Source organism: Tabrizicola sp. (assembly GCF_041913445.1).
GTDB lineage: Bacteria > Pseudomonadota > Alphaproteobacteria > Rhodobacterales > Rhodobacteraceae > Tabrizicola.
The window spans coordinates 1-20,661 of the sequence record NZ_JAYSFG010000011.1 but is presented as its reverse complement, the minus strand read 5'-3'; the positions used below and the strand labels follow the sequence as shown (position 1 = coordinate 20,661).

At 68.7% G+C, this 20,661-nt stretch carries 19 protein-coding genes and 1 pseudogene; 12 read left to right on the top strand and 8 right to left on the bottom strand.

What is annotated here, in order from left to right; all coding sequences use genetic code 11:
• Nucleotides 1-81 precede the first annotated feature (81 nt).
• From ACE3Q6_RS13405 to ACE3Q6_RS13395, 3 genes are all read left to right on the top strand, one after another.
• Nucleotides 82-1,659, top strand: a complete 1,578-nt coding sequence (locus tag ACE3Q6_RS13405; protein WP_374433146.1) for a DUF5928 domain-containing protein — start codon at nucleotides 82-84, stop codon at nucleotides 1,657-1,659.
• 5 nt (nucleotides 1,660-1,664) lie between these two features.
• Nucleotides 1,665-2,036, top strand: coding sequence for an HIT domain-containing protein (locus tag ACE3Q6_RS13400; protein ID WP_374433144.1), 372 nt, complete (start codon nucleotides 1,665-1,667; stop codon nucleotides 2,034-2,036).
• 65 nt (nucleotides 2,037-2,101) lie between these two features.
• Nucleotides 2,102-2,557 (top strand): DUF1203 domain-containing protein, encoded by a 456-nt coding sequence (locus ACE3Q6_RS13395; protein ID WP_374433142.1) that lies wholly within the window; start codon nucleotides 2,102-2,104, stop codon nucleotides 2,555-2,557.
• A 216-nt stretch (nucleotides 2,558-2,773) separates the two neighbouring features.
• Here the strand turns inward: ACE3Q6_RS13395 and ACE3Q6_RS13390 are convergent.
• The 4 genes and pseudogenes from ACE3Q6_RS13390 to ACE3Q6_RS13375 form a co-directional block, all read right to left on the bottom strand.
• Nucleotides 2,774-3,061: pseudogene (locus ACE3Q6_RS13390) on the bottom strand (MmcQ/YjbR family DNA-binding protein); the annotation flags it as partial.
• Entirely contained in the window at nucleotides 3,058-3,618 is a 561-nt protein-coding gene (locus ACE3Q6_RS13385; RefSeq protein WP_374433140.1) for a YdeI family protein, read from the bottom strand. The pseudogene ACE3Q6_RS13390 and the gene ACE3Q6_RS13385, both read right to left, overlap by 4 nt.
• On the bottom strand, nucleotides 3,615-6,452 hold the full coding sequence (gene polA, locus ACE3Q6_RS13380; RefSeq protein WP_374433137.1) for a DNA polymerase I: 2,838 nt from the start codon (nucleotides 6,450-6,452) through the stop codon (nucleotides 3,615-3,617). The genes ACE3Q6_RS13385 and polA overlap by 4 nt, the downstream gene beginning before the upstream one ends.
• A gap of 51 nt (nucleotides 6,453-6,503) precedes the next feature.
• On the bottom strand, nucleotides 6,504-7,169 hold the full coding sequence (locus ACE3Q6_RS13375; RefSeq protein WP_374433135.1) for a DUF2459 domain-containing protein: 666 nt from the start codon (nucleotides 7,167-7,169) through the stop codon (nucleotides 6,504-6,506).
• A 107-nt stretch (nucleotides 7,170-7,276) separates the two neighbouring features.
• Here ACE3Q6_RS13375 and ACE3Q6_RS13370 point away from each other — a divergent pair, with 107 nt between their 5' ends.
• Both ACE3Q6_RS13370 and ACE3Q6_RS13365 read left to right on the top strand, forming a co-directional pair.
• The gene (locus ACE3Q6_RS13370; protein WP_374433133.1) at nucleotides 7,277-7,444 is read left to right on the top strand and encodes a hypothetical protein; all 168 of its coding nucleotides are present in this window, start codon (nucleotides 7,277-7,279) and stop codon (nucleotides 7,442-7,444) included.
• Between the two features lie 271 nt (nucleotides 7,445-7,715).
• The gene (locus ACE3Q6_RS13365; protein ID WP_374433131.1) at nucleotides 7,716-8,174 is read left to right on the top strand and encodes a GNAT family N-acetyltransferase; all 459 of its coding nucleotides are present in this window, start codon (nucleotides 7,716-7,718) and stop codon (nucleotides 8,172-8,174) included.
• A gap of 106 nt (nucleotides 8,175-8,280) precedes the next feature.
• Here ACE3Q6_RS13365 and ACE3Q6_RS13360 read toward each other — a convergent pair whose 3' ends face one another.
• The 3 genes from ACE3Q6_RS13360 to ACE3Q6_RS13350 all read right to left on the bottom strand — a co-directional run bounded on the left by ACE3Q6_RS13360 (nucleotide 8,281) and on the right by ACE3Q6_RS13350 (nucleotide 9,928).
• Nucleotides 8,281-8,466 (bottom strand): zinc-finger domain-containing protein, encoded by a 186-nt coding sequence (locus ACE3Q6_RS13360; RefSeq protein WP_374433128.1) that lies wholly within the window; start codon nucleotides 8,464-8,466, stop codon nucleotides 8,281-8,283.
• A 92-nt stretch (nucleotides 8,467-8,558) separates the two neighbouring features.
• Nucleotides 8,559-9,341, bottom strand: a complete 783-nt coding sequence (locus ACE3Q6_RS13355) for a hydroxypyruvate isomerase family protein (RefSeq protein WP_374433127.1) — start codon at nucleotides 9,339-9,341, stop codon at nucleotides 8,559-8,561.
• Between the two features lie 5 nt (nucleotides 9,342-9,346).
• A complete protein-coding gene (locus ACE3Q6_RS13350) occupies nucleotides 9,347-9,928 on the bottom strand; it encodes a DUF1285 domain-containing protein (protein ID WP_374433124.1) in 582 nt (193 codons plus the stop codon).
• Between the two features lie 243 nt (nucleotides 9,929-10,171).
• On the opposite strand from ACE3Q6_RS13350, the gene ACE3Q6_RS13345 reads away from it, so the two are divergent.
• The 5 genes from ACE3Q6_RS13345 (at nucleotide 10,172) to ACE3Q6_RS13325 (ending at nucleotide 18,225) form a co-directional block, all read left to right on the top strand.
• Nucleotides 10,172-11,176, top strand: a complete 1,005-nt coding sequence (locus ACE3Q6_RS13345; protein ID WP_374433122.1) for an AAA family ATPase — start codon at nucleotides 10,172-10,174, stop codon at nucleotides 11,174-11,176.
• On the top strand, nucleotides 11,173-12,045 hold the full coding sequence (locus tag ACE3Q6_RS13340; RefSeq protein ID WP_374433120.1) for a DUF58 domain-containing protein: 873 nt from the start codon (nucleotides 11,173-11,175) through the stop codon (nucleotides 12,043-12,045). Before ACE3Q6_RS13345 ends, ACE3Q6_RS13340 begins: the two co-directional genes overlap by 4 nt.
• Nucleotides 12,046-14,832: a DUF4159 domain-containing protein gene (locus ACE3Q6_RS13335; protein ID WP_374433118.1), complete on the top strand. Its 2,787-nt coding sequence runs from the start codon at nucleotides 12,046-12,048 to the stop codon at nucleotides 14,830-14,832.
• Nucleotides 14,829-16,898: a hypothetical protein gene (locus ACE3Q6_RS13330; protein ID WP_374433116.1), complete on the top strand. Its 2,070-nt coding sequence runs from the start codon at nucleotides 14,829-14,831 to the stop codon at nucleotides 16,896-16,898. The genes ACE3Q6_RS13335 and ACE3Q6_RS13330 overlap by 4 nt, the downstream gene beginning before the upstream one ends.
• Before the next feature lie 76 nt (nucleotides 16,899-16,974).
• Nucleotides 16,975-18,225, top strand: a complete 1,251-nt coding sequence (locus tag ACE3Q6_RS13325) for a flavin monoamine oxidase family protein (protein WP_374433114.1) — start codon at nucleotides 16,975-16,977, stop codon at nucleotides 18,223-18,225.
• Here the strand turns inward: ACE3Q6_RS13325 and ACE3Q6_RS13320 are convergent.
• A complete protein-coding gene (locus ACE3Q6_RS13320; protein ID WP_374433112.1) occupies nucleotides 18,193-18,879 on the bottom strand; it encodes a DUF599 domain-containing protein in 687 nt (228 codons plus the stop codon). The two genes, ACE3Q6_RS13325 and ACE3Q6_RS13320, sit on opposite strands and share 33 nt — an antisense overlap.
• 83 nt (nucleotides 18,880-18,962) lie before the next feature.
• Here ACE3Q6_RS13320 and ACE3Q6_RS13315 point away from each other — a divergent pair, with 83 nt between their 5' ends.
• Both ACE3Q6_RS13315 and ACE3Q6_RS13310 read left to right on the top strand, forming a co-directional pair.
• On the top strand, nucleotides 18,963-20,396 hold the full coding sequence (locus tag ACE3Q6_RS13315) for an FAD-linked oxidase C-terminal domain-containing protein (RefSeq protein WP_374433109.1): 1,434 nt from the start codon (nucleotides 18,963-18,965) through the stop codon (nucleotides 20,394-20,396).
• A 59-nt stretch (nucleotides 20,397-20,455) separates the two neighbouring features.
• On the top strand, nucleotides 20,456-20,656 hold the full coding sequence (locus ACE3Q6_RS13310) for a hypothetical protein (protein WP_374433107.1): 201 nt from the start codon (nucleotides 20,456-20,458) through the stop codon (nucleotides 20,654-20,656).
• Nucleotides 20,657-20,661 lie beyond the last annotated feature (5 nt).

The window sequence follows — 20,661 nt, the reverse complement described above, 5'->3', positions numbered from 1 at the left end:
GCAGACATATTCGGGCTTTTCAAGGAACGATGGCCCGGTTTAGGGAATGGCTGTGCCAAGGGAACGCGTGACCGATCCGAAATGACGCAGATCGCCTTCATCCTGCTGTGTCACAAGGATCCCGAAGGGGTGATCGCGCAGACCCTGCGCCTGACGGCGGCGGGCGATTGCGTGGCGATCCATTTCGATGCGCGCTCGAAACCGGCGGACTTTTCCCGGATCCAGGCTGCGCTGGCGGGCAACCCGCAAGTGACCTTCGCCCGCCGCCGGGTGAAATGCGGCTGGGGCGAGTGGAGCCTGGTCGCCGCCACGCTGGAGGCGCTCCGCGCGGCGGTCGTGGCCTTTCCCGGGGCCACGCATTTCTACATGCTGTCGGGCGACTGCATGCCGATCAAGACGGCCGAATATGTCCATGCCGCGCTGGAGCGCGAGGAGATGGACCATATCGAAAGCTTCGACTTCTACGGCTCGGGCTGGATCAAGACCGGCATTCAGGAAGAACGGCTGACCTACCGGCACTTCTTCAACGAACGGCAGCGGAAGTGGCTGTTCTACAAGTCGCTGGAGTTGCAGAAGAAGCTGGGGCTGTCCCGCAAGGTGCCCGAGGATCTGAAGATCCGCATCGGCAGCCAGTGGTGGTGCCTGCGGCGCCGCACGGTCGAGGCGGTGCTGGAGTTCGTCGACCGCCGCCCCGACGTGCGCCGGTTCTTCTCGACCACCTGGATCCCGGACGAGACCTTCTTCCAGACACTGGTGGCCCATCTGGTCCCCGAGCGCGAAATCCGGACGCGGCCGCTGACCTTCCTGATGTTCACCGACTACGGGATGCCGGTGACCTTCTACGAAGACCATTTCGACATGCTGCTGGCGCAGGACTTCCTCTTTGCCCGCAAGATCAGCCCTGATGCCAGGCAGTTGAAGGACCGGCTGGGCGCGCTTTATGCCGAGACGGGGCGCTCTTTCGCCATCGCGGACGACGGGAGGCGGCAGTTCGCCTACCTGACGGGCCGCGGGCGCGAGGGGCGACGTTTCGCGCAGCGGTTCTGGGAGGCCGAGGGCAGTCTGGGCCGCAGCCGGACGCTGCTGCTGGTCGCCTGCAAGAAGTGGCATGTGGCCAAGCGGCTGGTGGAGCGTGTGCGGGGCGTCGCGGGCCTGACCGCGGTCGACTACCTCTTCAACGAGGAAGCCACGCCCCTGCCGGACCTTGGCGGCATCCAGAGCTCGATCGAAAAGCGGATGCGGCACCGCAGGGCGCTGGTGCGGATGCTGTTCGAGCATTGGAAGACGGACCGGCTGATCCTCTGCCTTGACCCCGGCAGCGTCGAGCTGATCCAGGATTTCAGCCATGATCGGTCACACCTGCGGCTTCTGGAGATCGAGTGCGACTTCTCGGACGACTACCTGCTCGGCCACGCGCGCCGGGTGGGTCTGGCCGGGCCGAACACGCCCGGGACGGCCATGGACCTCTTGCTGCCGACGATCCGCCATGATGTGAAGTTCGAAAGCGACCGGTTGCGTGACCTTGACCTTTCGGGCCATTACCGGATGCGGCAGGGCGCAAGCCTGGAGGAGAACACGCAGGCCCTTGCCGCTTTCCTGGACGTCCCGGCCGACATGGCGCGGGATATTGCTGCAACTGCCCATCTATTCGTGGATTGATTGACATGAGCTGGAGCTACGACCCCACCAACATCTTCGCCCGCATCCTGCGTGGCGAGATCCCGAACAAGACGGTGATGGAGACGCCGCACACGCTGGTGTTCCACGACATCCACCCGCAGGCGCCGGTCCATGTGCTGGCGATCCCGAAGGGGGCTTATGTCAGCCTGGACCATTTCGCGGCCGAGGCCTCGGCGGATGAGCTGGTGGATTTTCACCGGACCGTGGCCAAGGTCTGCGCGATCCTGGGTCTGACCGGGGCGGACGGGTTCCGCGCGATCACCAATGCGGGCGCGCACGGGATGCAGGAGGTGCCGCATTACCATCTGCATATCCTGGGCGGTCGGGTCCTGGGCCGGATGGTCGAGCGCGGCTGATCCCGCAAGGATCGGGTCGCCTGGCGCTGCGCGGCGCGTCATCTTCCGGGAAAACGGAGGATGACATGCGATTTGTGGCAATCCCGACTGACGCGGTGCGGGCTTATCAGGCTGGCGGTCCGGATGCGAACGGGCAGGTGCCCGAACGGAAGGTCTCGGACGGGGGCGGAAACCCGTGCCGGCATTGCCTGAAGCTGATCCCGGAGGGGGCGGGGATGCTGGTCCTGGCGCACCGCCCATTCCCGGCCCCGCAGCCCTATGCCGAGGTGGGGCCTATCTTCCTCTGCGCGGACGCCTGCGAGGCGGGGGGCGGGGAGGCGGTGCCGGAGATGCTGGCCTCCTCGGACTACATCGTCCGAGGCTATGGCGCGGATGACCGGATCGTCTATGGCACCGGCGGGGTGGTGGCGACCGGGGCGATCCCGGCGCGGGCGGGGGAGCTTCTTTCCGATCCGCGGGTGGCCTACGTCCATGTCCGCTCGGCGCGGAACAACTGCTACCAGGTCCGGATCGAGCGCTAGGGACGGGCGGCAGTCAAAAGGAGCGGCTGGTCGCCGCAAGCCTTTTCTCTCGTGTTTGCGCGTGAAGGACGCGCAGACACGAGGCTGATGGGGGCGCTGCCCCCAAACCCCCGGGATATTTGGAGCCCGGGGTAAGGCCCGGGGGCCGGAGGGGGGGTTGGCGGCGTCCCAGGCCTTGAGCCAGCGCTTCGGGGCGGCGTCGCGCCATTGCTGGAGGAGGCGGGCCTTCGCCCAGCCTTCGTCGATGCGCCCGGCGCGGACGAGGATGAGGCCGTGCGGGGTATAGTGCGGGTGGAGGAAGAAGGTGTCCGGGTCGGCTTCGAGAAGCATCTCGCGTTCCTCGGCGCTGGCCTTGAAGGGCGCGCCGTCGGCAAGGGCGGCCCAGTAGCACCACATCTTGCCATGGGCCTTCAGCACCTCGTGCCCCCAGGGGTGGGCGGTGGTGACCGCTGGCAAGTCCAGCGACAGGGCGAGGGCTTTCAGCTCAGGCCAGTCGTTGATCACGGGTAGAACCTTTCCCCGCGCTCCAGCATGGCGATGAAATCGGCCATCCGCTTGGCGCGGGTTTCCGGGCGCTTTGCGGTGGTCAGGCGGTAGTAGAGCGCGAAGCGGTTCTGGGCGTTGAGCGTGGCGTAGGTGGCCGCGGCGGCGGGGGTGAGGGCGTCGAGGAAATCCTGCGGGACCTGGGCGTCCTTGCCGCCCGCGTAAGCCGCGTCCCAGCGGCCGTCGGCCTGGGCGGCCTCGACCTGTTTCAGGCCCGCGTGGGTCATCCGGCCCTCGGCGATCAAGCGTTCGGCGTGGGCGCGGTTCTTCTGGCTCCAGGCCGAGCGGGGCTTGCGCGGGGTGAAGCGTTGCAGCCAGTGCTGGTCGTCTCCGGGGCGCTTCACGCCATCGATCCAGCCGAAGGCGAGGGCTTCGATCACCGCTTCCTCCCAGGTGATCGAGGGGATGCCGCTCGCCTTCTTGTAAAGCTTCAGCACCGCTTCCGGGGCCGTCGCATGGTTCGCCTCCAGCCAGGCGCGCCAGGCGTCGGGCGTGGCAAAGGGGAGGGGCCCCGTCAATGCGCCTCGGCCCAGTTGCGGCCTTTCCCGGCTTCCACGGCGAGGTGGACGTTGAGGCTGACGGCGGGGTGGGAGGAGCCTTCCATCACCTCCTTGGCGATGGGGATCAGGCGGTCGGCGTCGGCCTCGGACACTTCGAACAGCAGTTCGTCGTGGACCTGGAGGAGCATCTTCGCGTCCAGCCCCGCGATGGCGGCGGGCATCCGGATCATCGCGCGGCGGATCACGTCGGCGGCGGTGCCCTGGATCGGCGCGTTGATCGCCGCGCGCTTGGCGAAGCCCGCGCCGGGGCCCTTGGCGTTGATCTCGGGGGTGTTGATCTTGCGGCCGAAGAGCGTCTGCACGTAGCCGTTCGTCTGCGCGAACTTCACCGTGTCGTTCATGTAGCCGCGGATGCCGGGGAAGCGTTCGAAGTAGCGGTCGATGAAGCCCTGCGCCTCGGCCCGCGGGATGCGCAGGTTGCGGGCGAGGCCGAAGCCCGAGATGCCGTAGATGACGCCGAAGTTGATCGCCTTGGCCTTGCGGCGGATGTCGCTGGTCATCTGGTCCAGCGGCACGTTGAACATCTCGGACGCGGTGAGGGCGTGGATGTCGATCCCCTCCTCGAAGGCGCGGCGCAGTTCCGGGATGTCGGCGATGTGGGCCAGGATGCGGAGTTCGATCTGGGAGTAGTCGAGCGAGACGAGGATGCGGCCTTCCGGGGCCACGAAGGCCTCGCGGATGCGGCGGCCTTCCTCGGTGCGGACGGGGATGTTCTGGAGGTTGGGGTCGGTCGAGGCCAGCCGCCCGGTATTGGCCCCGGCGATGGAGTAGCTCGTGTGGACGCGGCCCGTGTCGGGGTTGATCGCCAGTTGCAGGGCGTCGGTGTAGGTGGACTTCAGCTTGGAAATCTGCCGCCAGTCGAGGATGCGGGCGGCCAGCTGCGCGCCTTGCGGGTGGCTGTCCTCCAGCGTGGTGATGTCCTCCAGGATGTCGGCCCCGGTCGCATAGGCATCGGTCTTGCCCTTGGTCCCGCCGGGGATCTGGAGCCGCTCGAAGAGGATCTCGCCCAGCTGCTTGGGTGAACCGACGTTGAACTTCTCGCCCGCAATGCCGTGGATTTCCTCCTCCAGCTGCACCATCTTCTGCGCAAAGGCGTTGGACATCAGCCGCAGCGTGTCGCGGTCGACCTGGATGCCGGCCATCTCCATGTCGGCCAGCACGGGGACGAGGGGGCGTTCCAGCGTCTCGTAGACCGTCGTGACCTTCGCCCGGTGCAGCTGCGGCTTGAACTTGCGCCAGAGGCGGAGGGTGACGTCGGCGTCCTCAGCTGCGTAGCAGGTGGCATCGGGGATGGCGACCTTGTCGAAGGTGACTTGCGCCTTGCCCGAGCCCAGAAGCGACTTGATCGGGATCGGGGTGTGGCCGAGGTGGCGGTCGGACAGCTCGTCCATCCCGTGGTTATGCAGGCCCGCGTGCATCGCGTAGGACATGAGCATCGTGTCGTCGATGGGTGCGATGCGGATGCCCAGACGGGCGAAGATCTTCCAGTCGTATTTCATGTTCTGGCCGATCTTCAGGATCGAAGGGTCGGTCAGGACGGGACGCAGCGCGTCAAGGGTTTCGGTCAGGCTCAGCTGGTCGGGGGCCAGAGCCGTGGCCCCGAAAAGGTCGCCACCGCCGGTGGTGTGGGAGAGCGGGATGTAGGCGGCCTTGCCGGGATCGACGGCGAGCGAGATGCCGACAAGCTCGGCGCGCATCTCATCGAGGCTGGTGGTCTCGGTGTCGATGGCGACGTGGCCCACTTCGCGGATTCGGTCCAGCCAGCGGGTGAGGGTCGGCATGTCGCGGATGCATTCGTAGGCGCTGGTGTCGAAGGGCGGCTGCTCCTCCTCGACCGGGGCGGTGTCGGCCTGACGCGGGATGATGGTCAGCTGCGAGGTCTCGGGCATGGCCGGGGTGGCGATGCCAAGCTTTTCGGCCACGCGCTTCGTCAACGTCCGGAATTCCATCTTCGTGAGGAAATCCATGATCTTGTCCGCCTCGGGCAGGCGGATTTCCAGCTCGTCCAGCGTGGTGTCCAGCGGCATTTCGCAGGTCAAGGTCACCAGTTGGCGCGAGATGCGGATCTTCTCGGCATTCTCGATCAGCGCCTCGCGGCGCTTGGGCTGCTTGATCTCATGCGCGCGGGCCAGAAGCGTGTCGAGGTCGCCGTATTCGTTGATCAGAAGCGCGGCGGTCTTGAGGCCGATCCCTGGTGCGCCGGGGACGTTGTCGACGCTGTCTCCCGCAAGGGATTGCACGTCGATCACCCGCTCGGGCGGGACGCCGAACTTCTCCATCACCTCGTCCGGCCCGATGGCGCGGGATTTCATCGGGTCGAACATGTCGACGCCCGGCCGGATCAGCTGCATCAGGTCCTTGTCCGAGGAAATGATGGTGCAGGTCCCCCCGGCATCCACCGCGCGGCAGGCGAGGGTGGCGATGATGTCGTCGGCCTCATAGCCCTCGGTTTCCAGACAGGCGACGTTGAAGGCGCGGGTGGCCTCGCGGGTGAGAGGGAACTGCGGGCGCAGGTCCTCGGGCGGCTCGGGGCGGTTGGCCTTGTAATCGGCGTAAAGCGCGTTGCGGAAGGTCGTCGAGGAATGGTCGAAGACGACGGCCAGGTGCGTCGCGGCCTTGCCGTTCGAGGCCGAGCGCGAAAGCTCGTTCCACAGGATGTTGCAGAAGCCCGCAACGGCGCCGACGGGCAGGCCATCGGACTTGCGGGTCAGGGGCGGCAGCGCGTGGTAGGCGCGGAAGATGTAGGCCGAGCCGTCGATGAGGTGGAGGTGGTGGCCTTTGCCGAAGGTCATGCGTCGTCTCCCGAGTCGAGGGGGGAGATTGGCAGAAGGCGGCGGGAAGGGCTACCCGGTTTGGCGGTGCAGGCGGTTGAGCGACAGGGTCACGGACCAGTTGGCGGGGGTCCAGAGACCGAAGGGAATGCCTGAGGCGCGCAGGGTTTCGCCCAGCCAGACGTTGCAGGTGCGGAAGAGGTGAAAGCGGCCGCGCGCGGGGAAGAAGGCGTCACTGCCGGTGAGCCCGGGGTGGTCGAGCTTGGTCTGGCTGGACAGCGCTGCAGTGGTCTGGGTGAGAAGCGCCTGGAACTGCGCGTCCGAGATGTCGAGGAAGCGCAGGTTGTCCATCTCGGGCAGGGGGCCAAGCGCGTCAAGCCGGATCACGGCGTCGTCGCCGGTCGCGGCGGTCAGGACGGCGCTGGCGGTGATGTCGGCGTAGGTCCCGGCGGTGGTGTAGAACGCGGCGGAGCCCCAGCCGAAGACCAGCCACTGCGCGTCGGGGTGGTTCAGGGGAACGCCGGCGGCTTCGGCGAAGGCAAAGCGGGCGCGGGTCTCGGGCGTGAGGGGGAAGAGGATGTCGGTATGGATCGGGCCTTGCAAAAGGCCGATCTGGCGGGTCACGGGCCCGGAAAAGTCGGGGCCGGGACCGGGGAAGAGCGGCAGGATGACCGAGGCCAGAGCGTAGAGGACAGGCAGGGCCAGCGTCAGGGCAGACAGGCGAAGGGCGCGGCGCATCGGGAACCTGCGGGTTGCGGTGGCAGAACCTTGCATGGGATGAAGGCTTGGGAAAGGTCGGGGAGACCGGATGCGAAAGCTTGGGTTTGCGGTGCTGGGGATGGTCCTTGGGGCGGGGATCGCGGGGGGCGCTGTCCTGGGCGCAGTCGCCGGGCGCGCAGGCGGTGGACCCGCAGGGCATGCATCTGATCGGGGTGATCTTCGTGGCGCTGCCGCTGGGGGCGGTGGCGGGGTTGGTCCTGGGCCTGATCGCCGAGCGCTTGCTGCGGCGTTAGTCGGCCCGGTTGCGCCTGGCTTGGGACATCCCCCGGCCTTCTGCCCGGTGCAGGACATGCGGGTAGGGGCTTGACGGAACGTCCTGCCCGGCGCATCGTCCCGCCCATGCTGACCCTGACGCCCTACCAGTCGTTTTATTGGACCGACGCCACATAGGCGGCCGGGCAGCGTTTCACCACCGAAGCAACCCCTGATAGCCGCCCCGCGAGGGTCAGGCCGAAGGTCACACAGGTTCCCCCTCGCCGGGCCCCCCAGCGAAGGATACCGAAGATGCCCACCCCCACTGTCACCGTCCGTCTCGCCCAGGCGGAAGACCTGCCGGAAACCCACCGGATGCTGATCGCGCTTGCTGCGCAGACCGGCCAGCCCGCGACGATCACGCCGCGCATCCTGGCGCGGATCGCGCTGGAAGGCCCCGCCGCGCGGCTTCTGGTGGCGCACCGGACGGACAGCCCGCAGCGCCACCCGGTGGGCTTCGCGCTGATGCTGGTGGGGCGCAACATGGTTGCGGGGACGGACTGGGGGGTCGTCGAGCAGCTTTACGTCCAGGAGCCAGACCGCAAGCGCGGCATCGGGCGCGCGCTTCTGGTTGCGGCGCGGGACCTTGCGGAAAGGGCGGGCTGTGCGGGGGTCACGGTCAGCTCGCGCCCCGAGACCTACGGACCTGCCCTCTCATGGCGGGCGCTGGGGATGGACCTGTCCGAAGAGCCGCGCTTTGCCGCAGAATGACGAAAGAGTCGGCAGCCAAGGGAAGCCGGTCGGGTCCGTTCACCCCGGCGGCCTTTGCCGGGTTGTCGTCACGGCCCGGGATGCAGGTCGCCCGGCCGTCCCTTGTCTAGTGGTCGTCGTGGGCGTGGTCGCGGTCGATGACGTAGCGCTTGTCGCAGTAGCCGCATTCGACCCAGCCGATGTCCTGCGGGATCGTCAGCCAGACGCGGGGGTGCCCCAGCGCGCCCTCGCCACCGTCGCAGGCCACTTTCCAGGTGGTGACGGTCTGGGTCTCGGGGGCTTCGGTGGCCATGTCCTGCGGTCCTCGTGTTGCTGAAGCGCCTTTTAGCGGGCGAGGGGGCTGGGGCACAAGAGGGTGGGTAGGGTGGGCGATATCGCCGTTGCTTACGCCTGACCGCCGATCAGTGCACCCCGGGACTTCAGCGCGGTCAGCCAGCCAAGGCCCTGCGCGGTGCCCTTGGCCGGGCGGTACTCGCCGGAAACCCAGACCTGCGGTCCGCCGCTGTCGATGGCATCGCAGAGGTCGGGCAATGAAAAGCCGCCGCCGCCCGGTTCGTTCCGGGCGGGGAAGCCCGCGATCTGGACGTGGTTGATCCGGGCGCGGTGGCTTTGCCAGACCAGGGCCGCATCGCCATGCAGGCGCGCGGCGTGCCAGAGGTCGAACTGGATCCCGATCCGCGGGTTGGCGATGTCGTCGAGGATCCGCGCGGCATCGTCGTAGTCGTTCAGGAAATAGCCCGGCATGTCGTCGGGGTTCAACGGCTCGACGCAAAGCGTCAGGTCCGGCGCCTCGGCCAGGGCCCAGGTCAGGTTCTCGACATAGCATTGTTCGGCCTGCGGACCCTTGGCGACCCCGGCCATCACATGGACGCGGTCGGCCTTCAGCCGGGTCGCATAATCGGCCGCGCGCAGGAAGCTGTCGCGGAAACGCAGCTCCATCCCCGGGACGGCGGCAAAGCCCCGGTCCCCGCTCGCCCAGTCGCCGGGGGGCGTGTTGATCAACGCAAGTGGCAACCCGTTCAGCGCACGTTCCCAGTCGGCCATCGGCTGGTCGTAGGGGAAGAGCACCTCGACCCCGTCGAAGCCGCAGCGCGCCGCCCAGTCGGGGCGGTCGAGGGTCGGGACTTCGGTGAAGAGGAAAGTCAGGTTCGCAGCGAAGCGGGGCATGTTGTTCAGGGCAATTCCGCCGAAGGGATGACCGGGAAAAACTGCCCCGAGGACCAGATTCCGAACCACTTATGCCCGTCGTGCACCTCATGGCAACCCAGTTCGATCAGCCGGTAGAAGGATTTCCGGTCGATCAGCGCCCAGAGATTGCTGCGGACAAGGATGTAGGGCGACGGTTCACCCGTCGCGCCATCCCGCTCGACGCGCAGGGGATGGTCGGGGCCAAGCACCGCAATGTCCTCGGTTTTGGTCGTGAAGGTCAGCACCTGGTCGCGGCCTTCGCCCGCCGCCTCGAAGTCGGTCGCAAGAAGCGGCGCGTCGTCGACGGTGATCCCGACCTTCTCGGCTGGGGTCACCAGGAAATAGGCGTCGCCTTCCCGCTTCAGGATCGAGGAGAAGAGCTTGACCAGCGGTGCCCGGCCGATCGGCGTGCCGAGGTAGAACCAGGTTCCGTCCCGGGCGATGCGCATGTCGATGTCGCCGCAGAAGGGCGGGTTCCACAGATGGACGGGGGGCGGCCCCTTGGCTCCGGCAGCCTTGGCGGCGGCGGCTAGCGTGTCGGCATCGGGTTTCGGCGGGGTCTGCATGGGCGCGCACCATAGCGGGGACGGTTCATTCTGCAACGGGGTCGGGGGTGGGGAGTTCCGGCCGCGGCATGAGGCCAAATTTCTTAAGCAAGAAATTTGTCAAAATCCTTGCTTAAGGATTTTGGGGCGCCGGGTCATGGCGCCTCTCTCACGATCATTTGTGTCAAGTTGCCTTTTGCCATTTGTGCCCGCCGGGATACTTCGCTTTACTGGCGGGGATGGACCCTGAAGGGAGCTGAAGGCATGGCCGACACCAAGGCGCTGGTCGCGGAAATCGAGGCGCTGGGCGCCACCCTGGGGCAGGCGAAGGCCTCGATCAACCGGCGCTTCATCGGGCAGGAGAGGGTGGTGGACCTTGTCCTCGCCTCGATGCTTTGCGGCGGGCACGCCCTTCTGGTGGGCCTTCCGGGCCTGGGAAAGACGCGGCTTGTGGACACGCTGGGCACGGTGATGGGCCTCAAGGCCAACCGCATCCAGTTCACCCCGGACCTGATGCCCGCCGATATCCTGGGGTCCGAAGTGCTGGACACCGCGGCTGACGGCACCCGCGCCTTCCGCTTCGTCGAGGGGCCGATCTTCTGTTCGCTCCTGATGGCGGACGAGATCAACCGCGCCTCACCGCGGACCCAGTCGGCGCTTCTGCAGGCGATGCAGGAGAAGGTCGTGACCATCGGCGGCCAGCACCGGGCGCTGGGCAAGCCCTTCCACGTCCTTGCGACGCAGAACCCGATCGAGCAGGAGGGCACCTATCCCCTGCCCGAGGCGCAGCTTGACCGTTTCCTGGTGCAGGTGGACGTCGAATATCCGACGCGTCAGACCGAACGCGACATCCTGATCGCGACCACCGGCGCGGAGGAGGCCGAGGCGCACCAGGTCTTCACCGCCGAAGAGCTGATCAAGGCGCAGGGCGTGATCCGCCGGATGCCGGTGGGTGACCAGGTGGTCGAGGCGATCCTGGACCTCGTCCGCGCCTGCCGCCCGGGCGAACCGGAAGGGCGCGAGCTGGCCGACTCGCTCAGCTGGGGCCCCGGTCCCCGCGCGGCGCAGGCGCTGATGCTGACGGTCCGCGCGCGGGCGCTCTTGGACGGGCGGCTCGCGCCGTCGATTGCCGATGTGGCGGACCTCGCGCAGGCGGTGCTGGTCCACCGGATGGCGCTGTCCTTCGCGGCCCGTGCGCGGGGCGAGACGCTGGCGGGCATCATCTCGCGCGTCACCAACCGCGTCTTGCGGCTTGAGGCGGCGGCGTGAACGTAACTCCCGACCTGCGGTCCCGCGCGGAAGCGCTGGGGCAGACCCTGCCGCCCCTGCTGGCCGAGGCCGAGATGCTGGCCTCGACCGTGATGATGGGCGAACACGGGCGGCGCAGGGCGGGGTTGGGCGATGAATTCTGGCAGTACCGGCCGGCCCACCAGGGCGATTCGGCGCGGATGATCGACTGGCGGCGGTCCGCCCGGTCGGACGCGCATTTCGTGCGGGAACGGGAATGGCAGGCGGCACAGTCGGTGACGATCTGGGTCGATCCGTCGAAGTCGATGAGCTTCACCGGCGACAAGTCCCGTGCGCCCAAGGCCGACCGCGCGAAACTTCTGGGCCTCGCGCTCGCGGTCCTGCTTCTGCGCGGTGGCGAGCGGGTCGGTCTGGCGGGGCTCGCCTCGCCGCGCGCTGGACGGGCGCAGCTTCTGCGCCTTGCGGCGCGGCTGTCGGGCGATGAGCCGGGCGAGGACTACGGTGCGCCCGAGACGGAGGGGATGGTCAGCCACGGTCGCGGTGTGTTCCTGTCGGACTTCCTGGGCGATCTGTCGGGGATCGAGTCGGGTCTGGCCCGCGCTGCCGACCGCGGGGTTAAGGGCGTCCTGATCCAGGTGCTCGACCCGGCCGAGGAGGAGTTTCCCTTCGACGGCCGCACGATCTTTGAATCGATGGGCGGCACCATGCGGCACGAGACCCAGCAGGCCGGAGAGCTGCGTGCCCGCTACCTGGCGCGGCTGGCGGAACGGAAGGACCGGCTGGCGCAGCTGGCCCGCGCCGTGGGCTGGCATTTCACCACGCACCACACCGGGTCGCCGGCGCAATCGGCGCTTCTCTGGGCCTATCTTGCGCTGCAGGGGGGGCGGTAGATGTTCACGCTCGGCCCCATCGGTTTCGCGGCCCCCTGGCTTCTGGTCGCGCTCATCGCGCTGCCGATCCTGTGGCTTCTCCTCCGGGCCGTGCCGCCTGCGCCGATCCGGCGGCGGTTTCCGGGCGTCGCGCTCCTGCTGGGGCTGAAGGACGAGGAAGCCGAGACCGACAAGACGCCCTGGTGGCTTCTGCTCCTTCGGACGCTGGCCATCGCGGCGGTCATCATCGGCTTTGCCGGCCCGGTCCTGAACCCCGACGACCGCGCGCCGGGGACGGGGCCGATGCTGGTCGTCGTCGATGGCGGCTGGGCCGACGCCCGCGACTGGCCGCAGCGGCAGGAGAAGGTCGAGGCGCTGGTCGAGGAAGCCGGAGTCCAGGGCCGCCCGGTGGCGGTGATCCGGCTGACCGACGCCCCGGGGGTGGTGGAGTTCCAGACCTCGGAAGCCTGGGCCGGCCGGGCCGCGGGCCTGCAGCCGCAAGCCTGGGCACCGGGGCGCTTTGCCGATTGGGCCGATGCGCTGCCCGAGGGCGAGTTCGAGACGACCTGGCTCTCGGACGGCCTTGCGCATGAGGGGCGGGACGCGCTTCTCACGGCGCTTCAGTCGCGCGGCGACGTGAGGGTGATCGAGAATACGCGGGCCGTCTATGGCCTGCACCCGGCGAAGTTCGAGGACGGCCAGGTCGTCGTCTCGGCCAGCCGGATGCCAGCTGCGGAAGCGGGGTCGGTCGAGGTGGTGGCGCAGGGGCCCGATCCCTCGGGCATCGAGCGTGACCTGGGCCGGGCGACGCTTGCCTTCGAGGCCGGCGCAGCTACGGCCGAGGCGGCGATGGACCTGCCGCCGGAACTGCGCAACCGGATCACCCGCTTCGTGCTGGAAGGCAGTCGCACGGCAGGGGCGGTCAGCCTGGCTGACGACAGCCTCAAGCGCCGCAAGATCGCGCTGATCCAAAGCGGGGCGGACGAAGAAACGCTCCAGCTTCTGTCGCCCTTGCATTACCTGCGGCAGGCCCTGGCACCCACGGCGGACATCATCGAGGGCAACCTCAGGGACACGCTTCTGGCCAACCCCGACGTGGTGGTCCTGGCCGACGTGGCCGAGATCGCGGGGCCTGACCGCGACGCCGTGCTGGAATGGGTGCAGAACGGCGGGCTGCTCCTGCGCTTCGCCGGCCCCGTGCTGGCCGCGAGCGACGTGAGCCGCATCGACGAAGACCCGCTTCTGCCCGTGCGCCTGCGCGAAGGCGGCCGCACCGTCGGGGGCGCAATGAGCTGGGGCGAGCCGAAGTCGCTCGCCCCCTTCCCGGAAGGCTCGCCCTTCTTTGGCCTGACCGCGCCGTCGGACGTGGTCGTGCGCGAACAGGTGCTGGCCCAGCCCGACCCCGACCTGACCGAGCGCACCATCGCCGCGCTGGACGACGGCACGCCGCTCATGACCCGCAAGGTGATCGGCGGCGGGCAGGTCGTGCTGGTCCACGTGACCGCGAACGCGGAATGGTCCTCGCTGCCGCTGTCGGGCCTTTTCGTGCAGATGCTGGAGCGGCTGGCGGTCTCCACCAAACCCGCGACGCCCGAGGCCGCGGACCTGTCCGGCCAGACCTGGGTGCCCGAGGTGGTGCTGGACGCCTATGGCTCGACCACCGACGCGGGCGAGTTGCCGGGAGTGGACGGCGAAGCTCTGGCCGAAGCAATCGCACAAGGCCCGTCGGAAGTGTTCCAGCCCGGGCTCTACGCCGGCGCCGACCGCCGCGTCGCGCTGAACGTCATCGGGGCGGAGACCACGCTGGAGCCGGCGGTCTGGCCCTCGGGCGTCCCGGTGGACCGGCTGGAGGCGCGGGCGGTGCAGGCGCTGAAGGGCGATTTCCTGACCTTCGCCGCCGTGCTGCTGCTTCTGGACGTGCTGGCGGCGCTCTGGCTTGCCGGACGCCTGCGCGGCCTCCCGCGGGGGTCGGCGGCCGTGCTGGCGCTGGTGCTGATCGCCGCCACCCCGCGCGCGGCCGAGGCGCAGGACGCGCCCCAGCCGAACGACGATTTCGCGGTGCAGGCGACCTCGTCGGTCGTGCTCGCCTATGTGCTGACCGGCGATCCGCAGGTCGATGAGTTGTCGCGGCAGGGCCTTCTCGGCCTGTCCGACAAGCTGTGGCAGCGCACCTCGATCGAGCCGATGATGCCGATGGGCGTCGACATCGAGAAGGACGAGCTGGCCTTCTTCCCCTTCCTCTACTGGCCCGTGGTGGCCGGCGCGGCCGAGCCGTCGGACGCGGCCTATGCCAAGCTGAACCAGTACCTGCGGACCGGCGGCATGATCCTGTTCGACACCCGCGATGCCGACCTCTCGGGCTTCGGCGGCGGCACCACGCCCGAGGGGCAGGCCCTGCAGGTCATCGCCTCGGGCCTCGACATCCCGCCGCTGGAGCCGATCCCGCTCGACCACGTGCTGACCCGCACCTTCTACCTCCTGCAGGACTTCCCCGGCCGCCACCAGGGCGGGCAGCTTTGGGTCGAGGCCGCGCCGAATGCCGAGGCCGAGGCCGCCGAGGGGATGCCCTTCCGCAACCTCAACGACGGTGTGACCCCGGTGGTGATCGGCGGGGCAGACTGGGCCAGCGCCTGGGCCACCGATGACATGGGCGTGCCGCTGGTCCCCATCGGACGCGGCTTTGCCGGCGAACAGCAGCGCGAGATCGCCTACCGTTTCGGCATCAACCTGATCATGCATGTGCTGACCGGCAACTACAAATCCGACCAGGTCCATGTCCCCGCGCTTCTAGAAAGGCTGGGCCAATGACCGCCTCTGTCGTCTTCGCTCCGCTGGTTTCGATCTGGCTGGTCTATGCGCTGGCCGCCGCTGCCGTCCTTCTGGTCGGCCTCGCGCTCTGGCGCGGCCTCTCCGGCTGGTGGATCCGCGCGCTGGCCCTGGGCGCGCTGGTGCTGGCACTCGCCAATCCCGCCCTGCAGGAGGAAGAACGCCAGAACCTGTCCGACATCGTGATCCTCGTCGTCGACGAAAGCGCAAGCCAGGGCCTGGGCGACCGCCGGGCGCAGACCGAGGCCGCCATCAGCGCGGTCCAGGCCGAGATCGCGCAGATGCCCAACACCGAGCTGCGCATCCACCGCGTCGGCGACGGGGACGAGGATGCCGGGACGCTCGCGCTGACCGCGCTGTCCGAGGCATTGGCCGAGGAACCGCGCGCGCGGGTGGCGGGCGCGATCCTTGTCACCGACGGCCGAGTCCACGACCTGGGCGTCGTCCCGAACCTGCCTGCGCCCTTGCAGGTGCTCCTGACCGGAGAGGAGGCCGACTGGGACCGCCGCATCGTCGTGAAGAACGCCCCCGCCTTCGCCATCATCGGCGAGGAGTTCAAGTTGGGCCTGCGGGTCGAGGATGTGGGCGCCCCTCCTGCGCTGGGGGCGGAGGTCGAGCTGACCATCTCGATCGACACCGAGGAACCCGTGACCTACCTCGTGCCCTTGAACGAAGACCTCGAGCTGCCCGTCACCCTGCCGCATGGCGGGGCCAACGTGCTGCAGTTCAGCGTCGAACCCGTCGCGGGCGAGATCACCGACCGCAACAACGCCTCGGCCGTGCAGATCAACGGCGTCCGCGACCGGCTGCGGGTGCTTCTGATCAGCGGCGAGCCCCATGTCGGCGAACGGGTCTGGCGGAACCTGTTGAAATCCGATGCGGCCGTTGACCTTGTCCACTTCACCATCCTGCGGCCCCCGGAAAAGCAGGACGGCGTGCCGGTCGACGAGCTGTCCCTCATCGCCTTCCCGACGCGCGAGCTCTTCGTCGAGAAGATCGAGGAATTCGACCTGATCATCTTCGACCGCTACCGGATGCGGGGCATCCTGCCGATGTCCTACATCGAGAACATCGTGCAATATGTCCGCAACGGCGGCACCGTCCTTGTCGCCGCGGGGCCGGAGTTCGGCGCCGTGGACAGCCTCTACCGCTCGCCGCTTGCGGAAATCCTGCCCGTGGCGCCCACCGCCCAGGTCATCGAGGAAGGCTACCGTCCGGCGCTGACCGACCTTGGCCGCCGCCACCCGGTGACCGAGGGGCTCGAGGCCGAGGCGCCCGAGGGGGGCTGGGGCCGCTGGTTCCGGCTGATCGAGGTGGAACAGGTGGCGGGCCAGGTGCTGATGTCAGGGCCGCGCGACCTGCCGCTCCTGGTCCTGAACCGCGTCGACCTTGGCCGCGTCGCGGTCCTTGCCTCCGACCACGCCTGGCTCTGGGGCCGGGGCTTCGAGGGTGGCGGGCCGCAGCTGGAACTTCTCCGCCGTCTTGCCCACTGGATGCTGAAAGAGCCGGAGCTCGAAGAGGAAACCCTGACCGCAGAGGTCGAGGGCGAGGTCCTGACCATCATCCGCCGGACGCTGGCCGAGGAGGAGCCCGGCCCGGTGACCATCACCGCCCCCGACGGGACGGTGACGGAAGTGCCGATGCCGCTGGTCACTCCCGGCAGGTTCGAGGCCGTCTGGCAGGCGCCGATGCTGGGCCTTTACCGGCTGGAGCAGGGCGACCTGACCCGGGTGATCGCCGTGGGCCCGGCCCAGCCGCGCGAGTTCGTCGAGACCATCGCCTCGGGCGCCGACCTGGCACCCCTGGCCGAGGCGACGCGGGGCGGGGTCACCCGGCTGGAACCCGGAAACCCGGACATCCGCGCCGTGGCCGAGGGCCGCGTCGCGGTCGGCCGCGGCTGGATCGGCATCACCCCGCGCGAGGCCTACCTGACCACCGAGGTCAATGTGGTGCCCTTCCTGCCGGCCTGGGCCTGGCTCCTCATCGCCGCGGGGCTGGCCGTGGTCGCCTGGCTGGTCGAGGGGCGCAAAGGCGCGAAGGCGGCCTGACAGCCCCGCAGCGCTGGCGCTTGGCACGACTCGCTCTGCCTGCAATCCTGCCCGCAGTTCAGCGGAGGATTGCCGGATGACGGAGGTCGACGTGGTGATCGTGGGCGCGGGCTGTGCCGGTCTGGCGGCGGCAAAGCGGCTGCAGGCGGCGGGGCTGAGCTTCCACGTGGTCGAAGCGATGGACCGGATCGGCGGGCGGGCCCTGACCACGACGACCGACTTCGGCATCCCCTTCGACATCGGCTGCGCCTGGCTGCACGCCGCCGACCGCAACCCCTTCTTCCCCGAAGCCGTGGCGGCCGGCTGGACGCTCCAGCACCACGACATGGGCCTTGACCACCTCTGGTTCGGCCGCCGCAAGGCCAGCGAGGCCGAGATGGAACGCGAGAAGCGCGCCGAAGCGGAGCTTCACGCCTGCATCGAACGGCACAAGGGCTCCAGCGACCGGCTCTCCACCCTGGTCGAGGCCTGCCACGGACTGCGCGTCTCGGCGACCTTCGCGGGGCCGATGGACTTCGGCGCCGATGATGACGAGATCAGCGTCACCGACTACCGCGCCGCCGCCGACCTGGATCCGAACTACTTCACGCGCGAGGGCTACGGCGCCCTGATCCACCGCTGGGGCGCCGATGTGCCGGTGACCCTTGGCACCCCCGTCCGCCGCATCCGCTGGGACGGGCCGGGGGTCCAGGTCGAAACCGACCGGGGCACGATCGGGGCACAGGCGGCGATCGTGACCGTCTCGACCGGCGTTCTCGCCTTCGAGGACATCGCCTTCACCCCCGACCTGCCCCTGGGCCACCAGGAGGCGATCTTCGACTTGCCGATGGGGTTGCTCACCAAGGTGCCGGTGAAGATCGAAGGCACCCGCCTTGGCCTTTCACCCTTCGACGACCTCCTCATCGAACGCCACGCCCGCCACGACCTCTACTTCCTCGCCTTCCCCTTCGACACCGACCTCATGGTTGGCTTCGTCGGCGGCGACTTCGCCTGGGAGATGGAGGCCGCGGGCCGCGCGGCGGCGGTGGATTTCGTAACCGACCGGCTGGTGGACATCTTCGGCTCCGACGTGCGCCGCGCCGTCACCCACGGCACCATGACCAATTGGTCCGCCGAACGCCATGTGAGGGGCGGCTACGCCGCCGCCCGGCCCGGCAAGGCGCATGCGCGCGAGGTGCTGAAGGACCCGGTCGGCGACCGCATCTGGTTCGCGGGCGAGGCCCTGGCCGGGGGCCTGAAGCAGACCGCCGCCGGGGCGCGGCTCTCGGGCGAGGCGGTGGCGGGGCAGGTGGCCCTAAGGCTCGCGCGCGAGTATGACCCGGCGTGAGTGGCTTGCGAACTCGCGCCGCAGAAGGACCCCGGTGGCCAGCACCGTTCCCGCAAGCAGCCCCCAGGGGCCGAGGAGCCATCCCAGCGCGGCCAGCGCGAAATAGATCGACCTGAGGCCTCGGTTGAAGCTTTTCGCGGCGGTGATGTTGATCTCGGCCGCCTGGCCCGCGCGGTGGAAGGCGATGGGGTCGGCGGGGTCATTCGGAACGGCCGCCATCAGGATCGAGCAATAGCCGAACAGCCGGTGCGCCCAGACGAACTTCAGCAGCGAATTGGCCAGGAAGGCGATCACCGGCAACATCTTCAGGGCCACATCCGGCCCGGCACCGATGGGAAGCTCATCGGCCAGCCGCTGCACCGCCGCCGCATTGCCGATCACCGCTACGCCCCCACCAATGGCGATCATGCAGGCGCTTGCGAAGAAGGCCGTGCCCTGCCGCAGGCTGTCGATCAGCGTGGCGTCGAAAATCCTCGGCTGCCGCGTGACAAAGGTCCGCATCCAGTCGCGCCGGTAGTCCTCCATCAGCCAGGAGACGGAAGGCCGCGACTTCGGTGGCTGCTCGCTGACCCAGCCCGAGGCCACCCAGGCCAGCACCAGAAGACCCAGCATCGCTAGGTCCAGGGTGGGCACCGAGGCGAAGTTCATCATCATGGCCCGACAGTAGGGGCCCGGTTTTGCCTTGTCAGCGGGGTAAATTGGTTATATTTCTTTACCAGTCAGCGGAAGGATCGCCCATGGACATGCCAGCGCCAAACGCAGGGGTGATCGCCCGGAAGTCCCGGATCGTGACCCGGCTTCGCGCCGTCCTGCCCGCCGACGGGGTGATCGACGCGCCCGAGGAGCTTCGCGCCTACGAATGCGATGCGCTGACCGCCTACCGCTGCCCACCCCTCGCCGCCGTCCTGCCGCGGACGACCGAGGAGGTCTCGGCCGTGCTGAGGGTCTGCTGGGAAGAGGGCGTCCCCGTGGTTCCGCGCGGGTCGGGGACCAGCCTTGCGGGCGGGGCAATGCCCACGGCGGACAGCGTGATCCTGGGCGTCGCACGAATGAACGCCGTCCTCGAGACGGACTACGAGAACCGCTTCATCCGGGTTCAGGCGGGCCGCACGAACCTGAGCGTCAGTGGTGCGGTGGAGGCCGAGGGGTTCTTCTACGCCCCCGACCCCTCCAGCCAGTTGGCCTGCGCCATCGCGGGCAACATCGCGATGAACTCGGGCGGGGCGCATTGCCTGAAATATGGGGTCACGACGAACAACCTTCTGGGCGTCAAGCTGGTGCAGATGGACGGGACCGTCGTCACCCTCGGCGGCCCGTGGGGAGAGCCTGCGGGCCTCGACCTTCTCGGCGTCGTCTGCGGGTCGGAGGGGCAGCTTGGCGTCGTGACCGAAGCCTGGCTCCGCATCCTGCCCAAACCCGAAGGCGCGCGGCCGGTGCTCGTGGGCTTCAACTCGAACGAAGTCGCGGGCGCCTGCGTCAGCGACATCATCAAGGCCGGTATCCTCCCCGTCGCCATCGAATTCATGGACCGCCCCTGCATCCGCGCCACCGAGGCCTTCGCCAAGGCCGGCTACCCGGACTGCGAGGCGCTGCTGATCATCGAAGTGGAAGGGTCCGAGGCCGAGATCGCCGAGCAGCTTGGCCGGATCAAGCAGATCGCGCTCGCCCACGACCCCGTGGAGTTCCGCGAGGCGGCGGACGAGGACCAGGCCAAACGCATCTGGCTGGGCCGTAAGTCGGCCTTCGGCGCGATGGGGCAGATCAACGACTACATGTGCCTGGACGGGACGATCCCGGTGTCCAGCCTGCCGCATGTCCTGAAACGCATCGGCGAGATGAGCCGGGAGTTCGGCCTCGACGTCGGCAACGTCTTCCACGCGGGCGACGGCAACATGCACCCCTTGATCCTGTTCAACGCGAACAAACCGGGCGACCTGGAACGCTGCGAGGCCTTCGGGGCCGAGATCCTGAAGCTTTGCGTCGAAGTGGGCGGGTGTCTCACCGGCGAACACGGCGTGGGGATCGAGAAGCGCGACCTGATGGCGGTGCAGTTCTCGGCCACCGACATGGAGGCGCAGATGCGGGTGAAGGATGTGTTTGACCCGAAGTGGCTTCTGAACCCGGCGAAGGTGTTTCCCCTGGGCGTCAGTGCCGACCGCCGCGCGGGTTGAACCCCCGGGGCGCTGCCCCGGACCCCGGGGATATTTGTGCAAAGATGAAAGGCGGGTCGATGCGGCCTTCGAGCGAAGCGGAACTGGCGGAAGCCGTGGCGGGGGCCTCGGGTCCCTTGCTGGTGCGGGGTGGGGGCACGCGGACGCTGGGCCATGCGGTGGGCGAGGTGCTGGAGACCGGGGGCGTTGAGCTGGTCCAGCGTGAGGTGCAAGGAGCGCGTCCCCTGCTCATCAGCGCAGGGACGACGGGCGCGGAGTAGGAGCG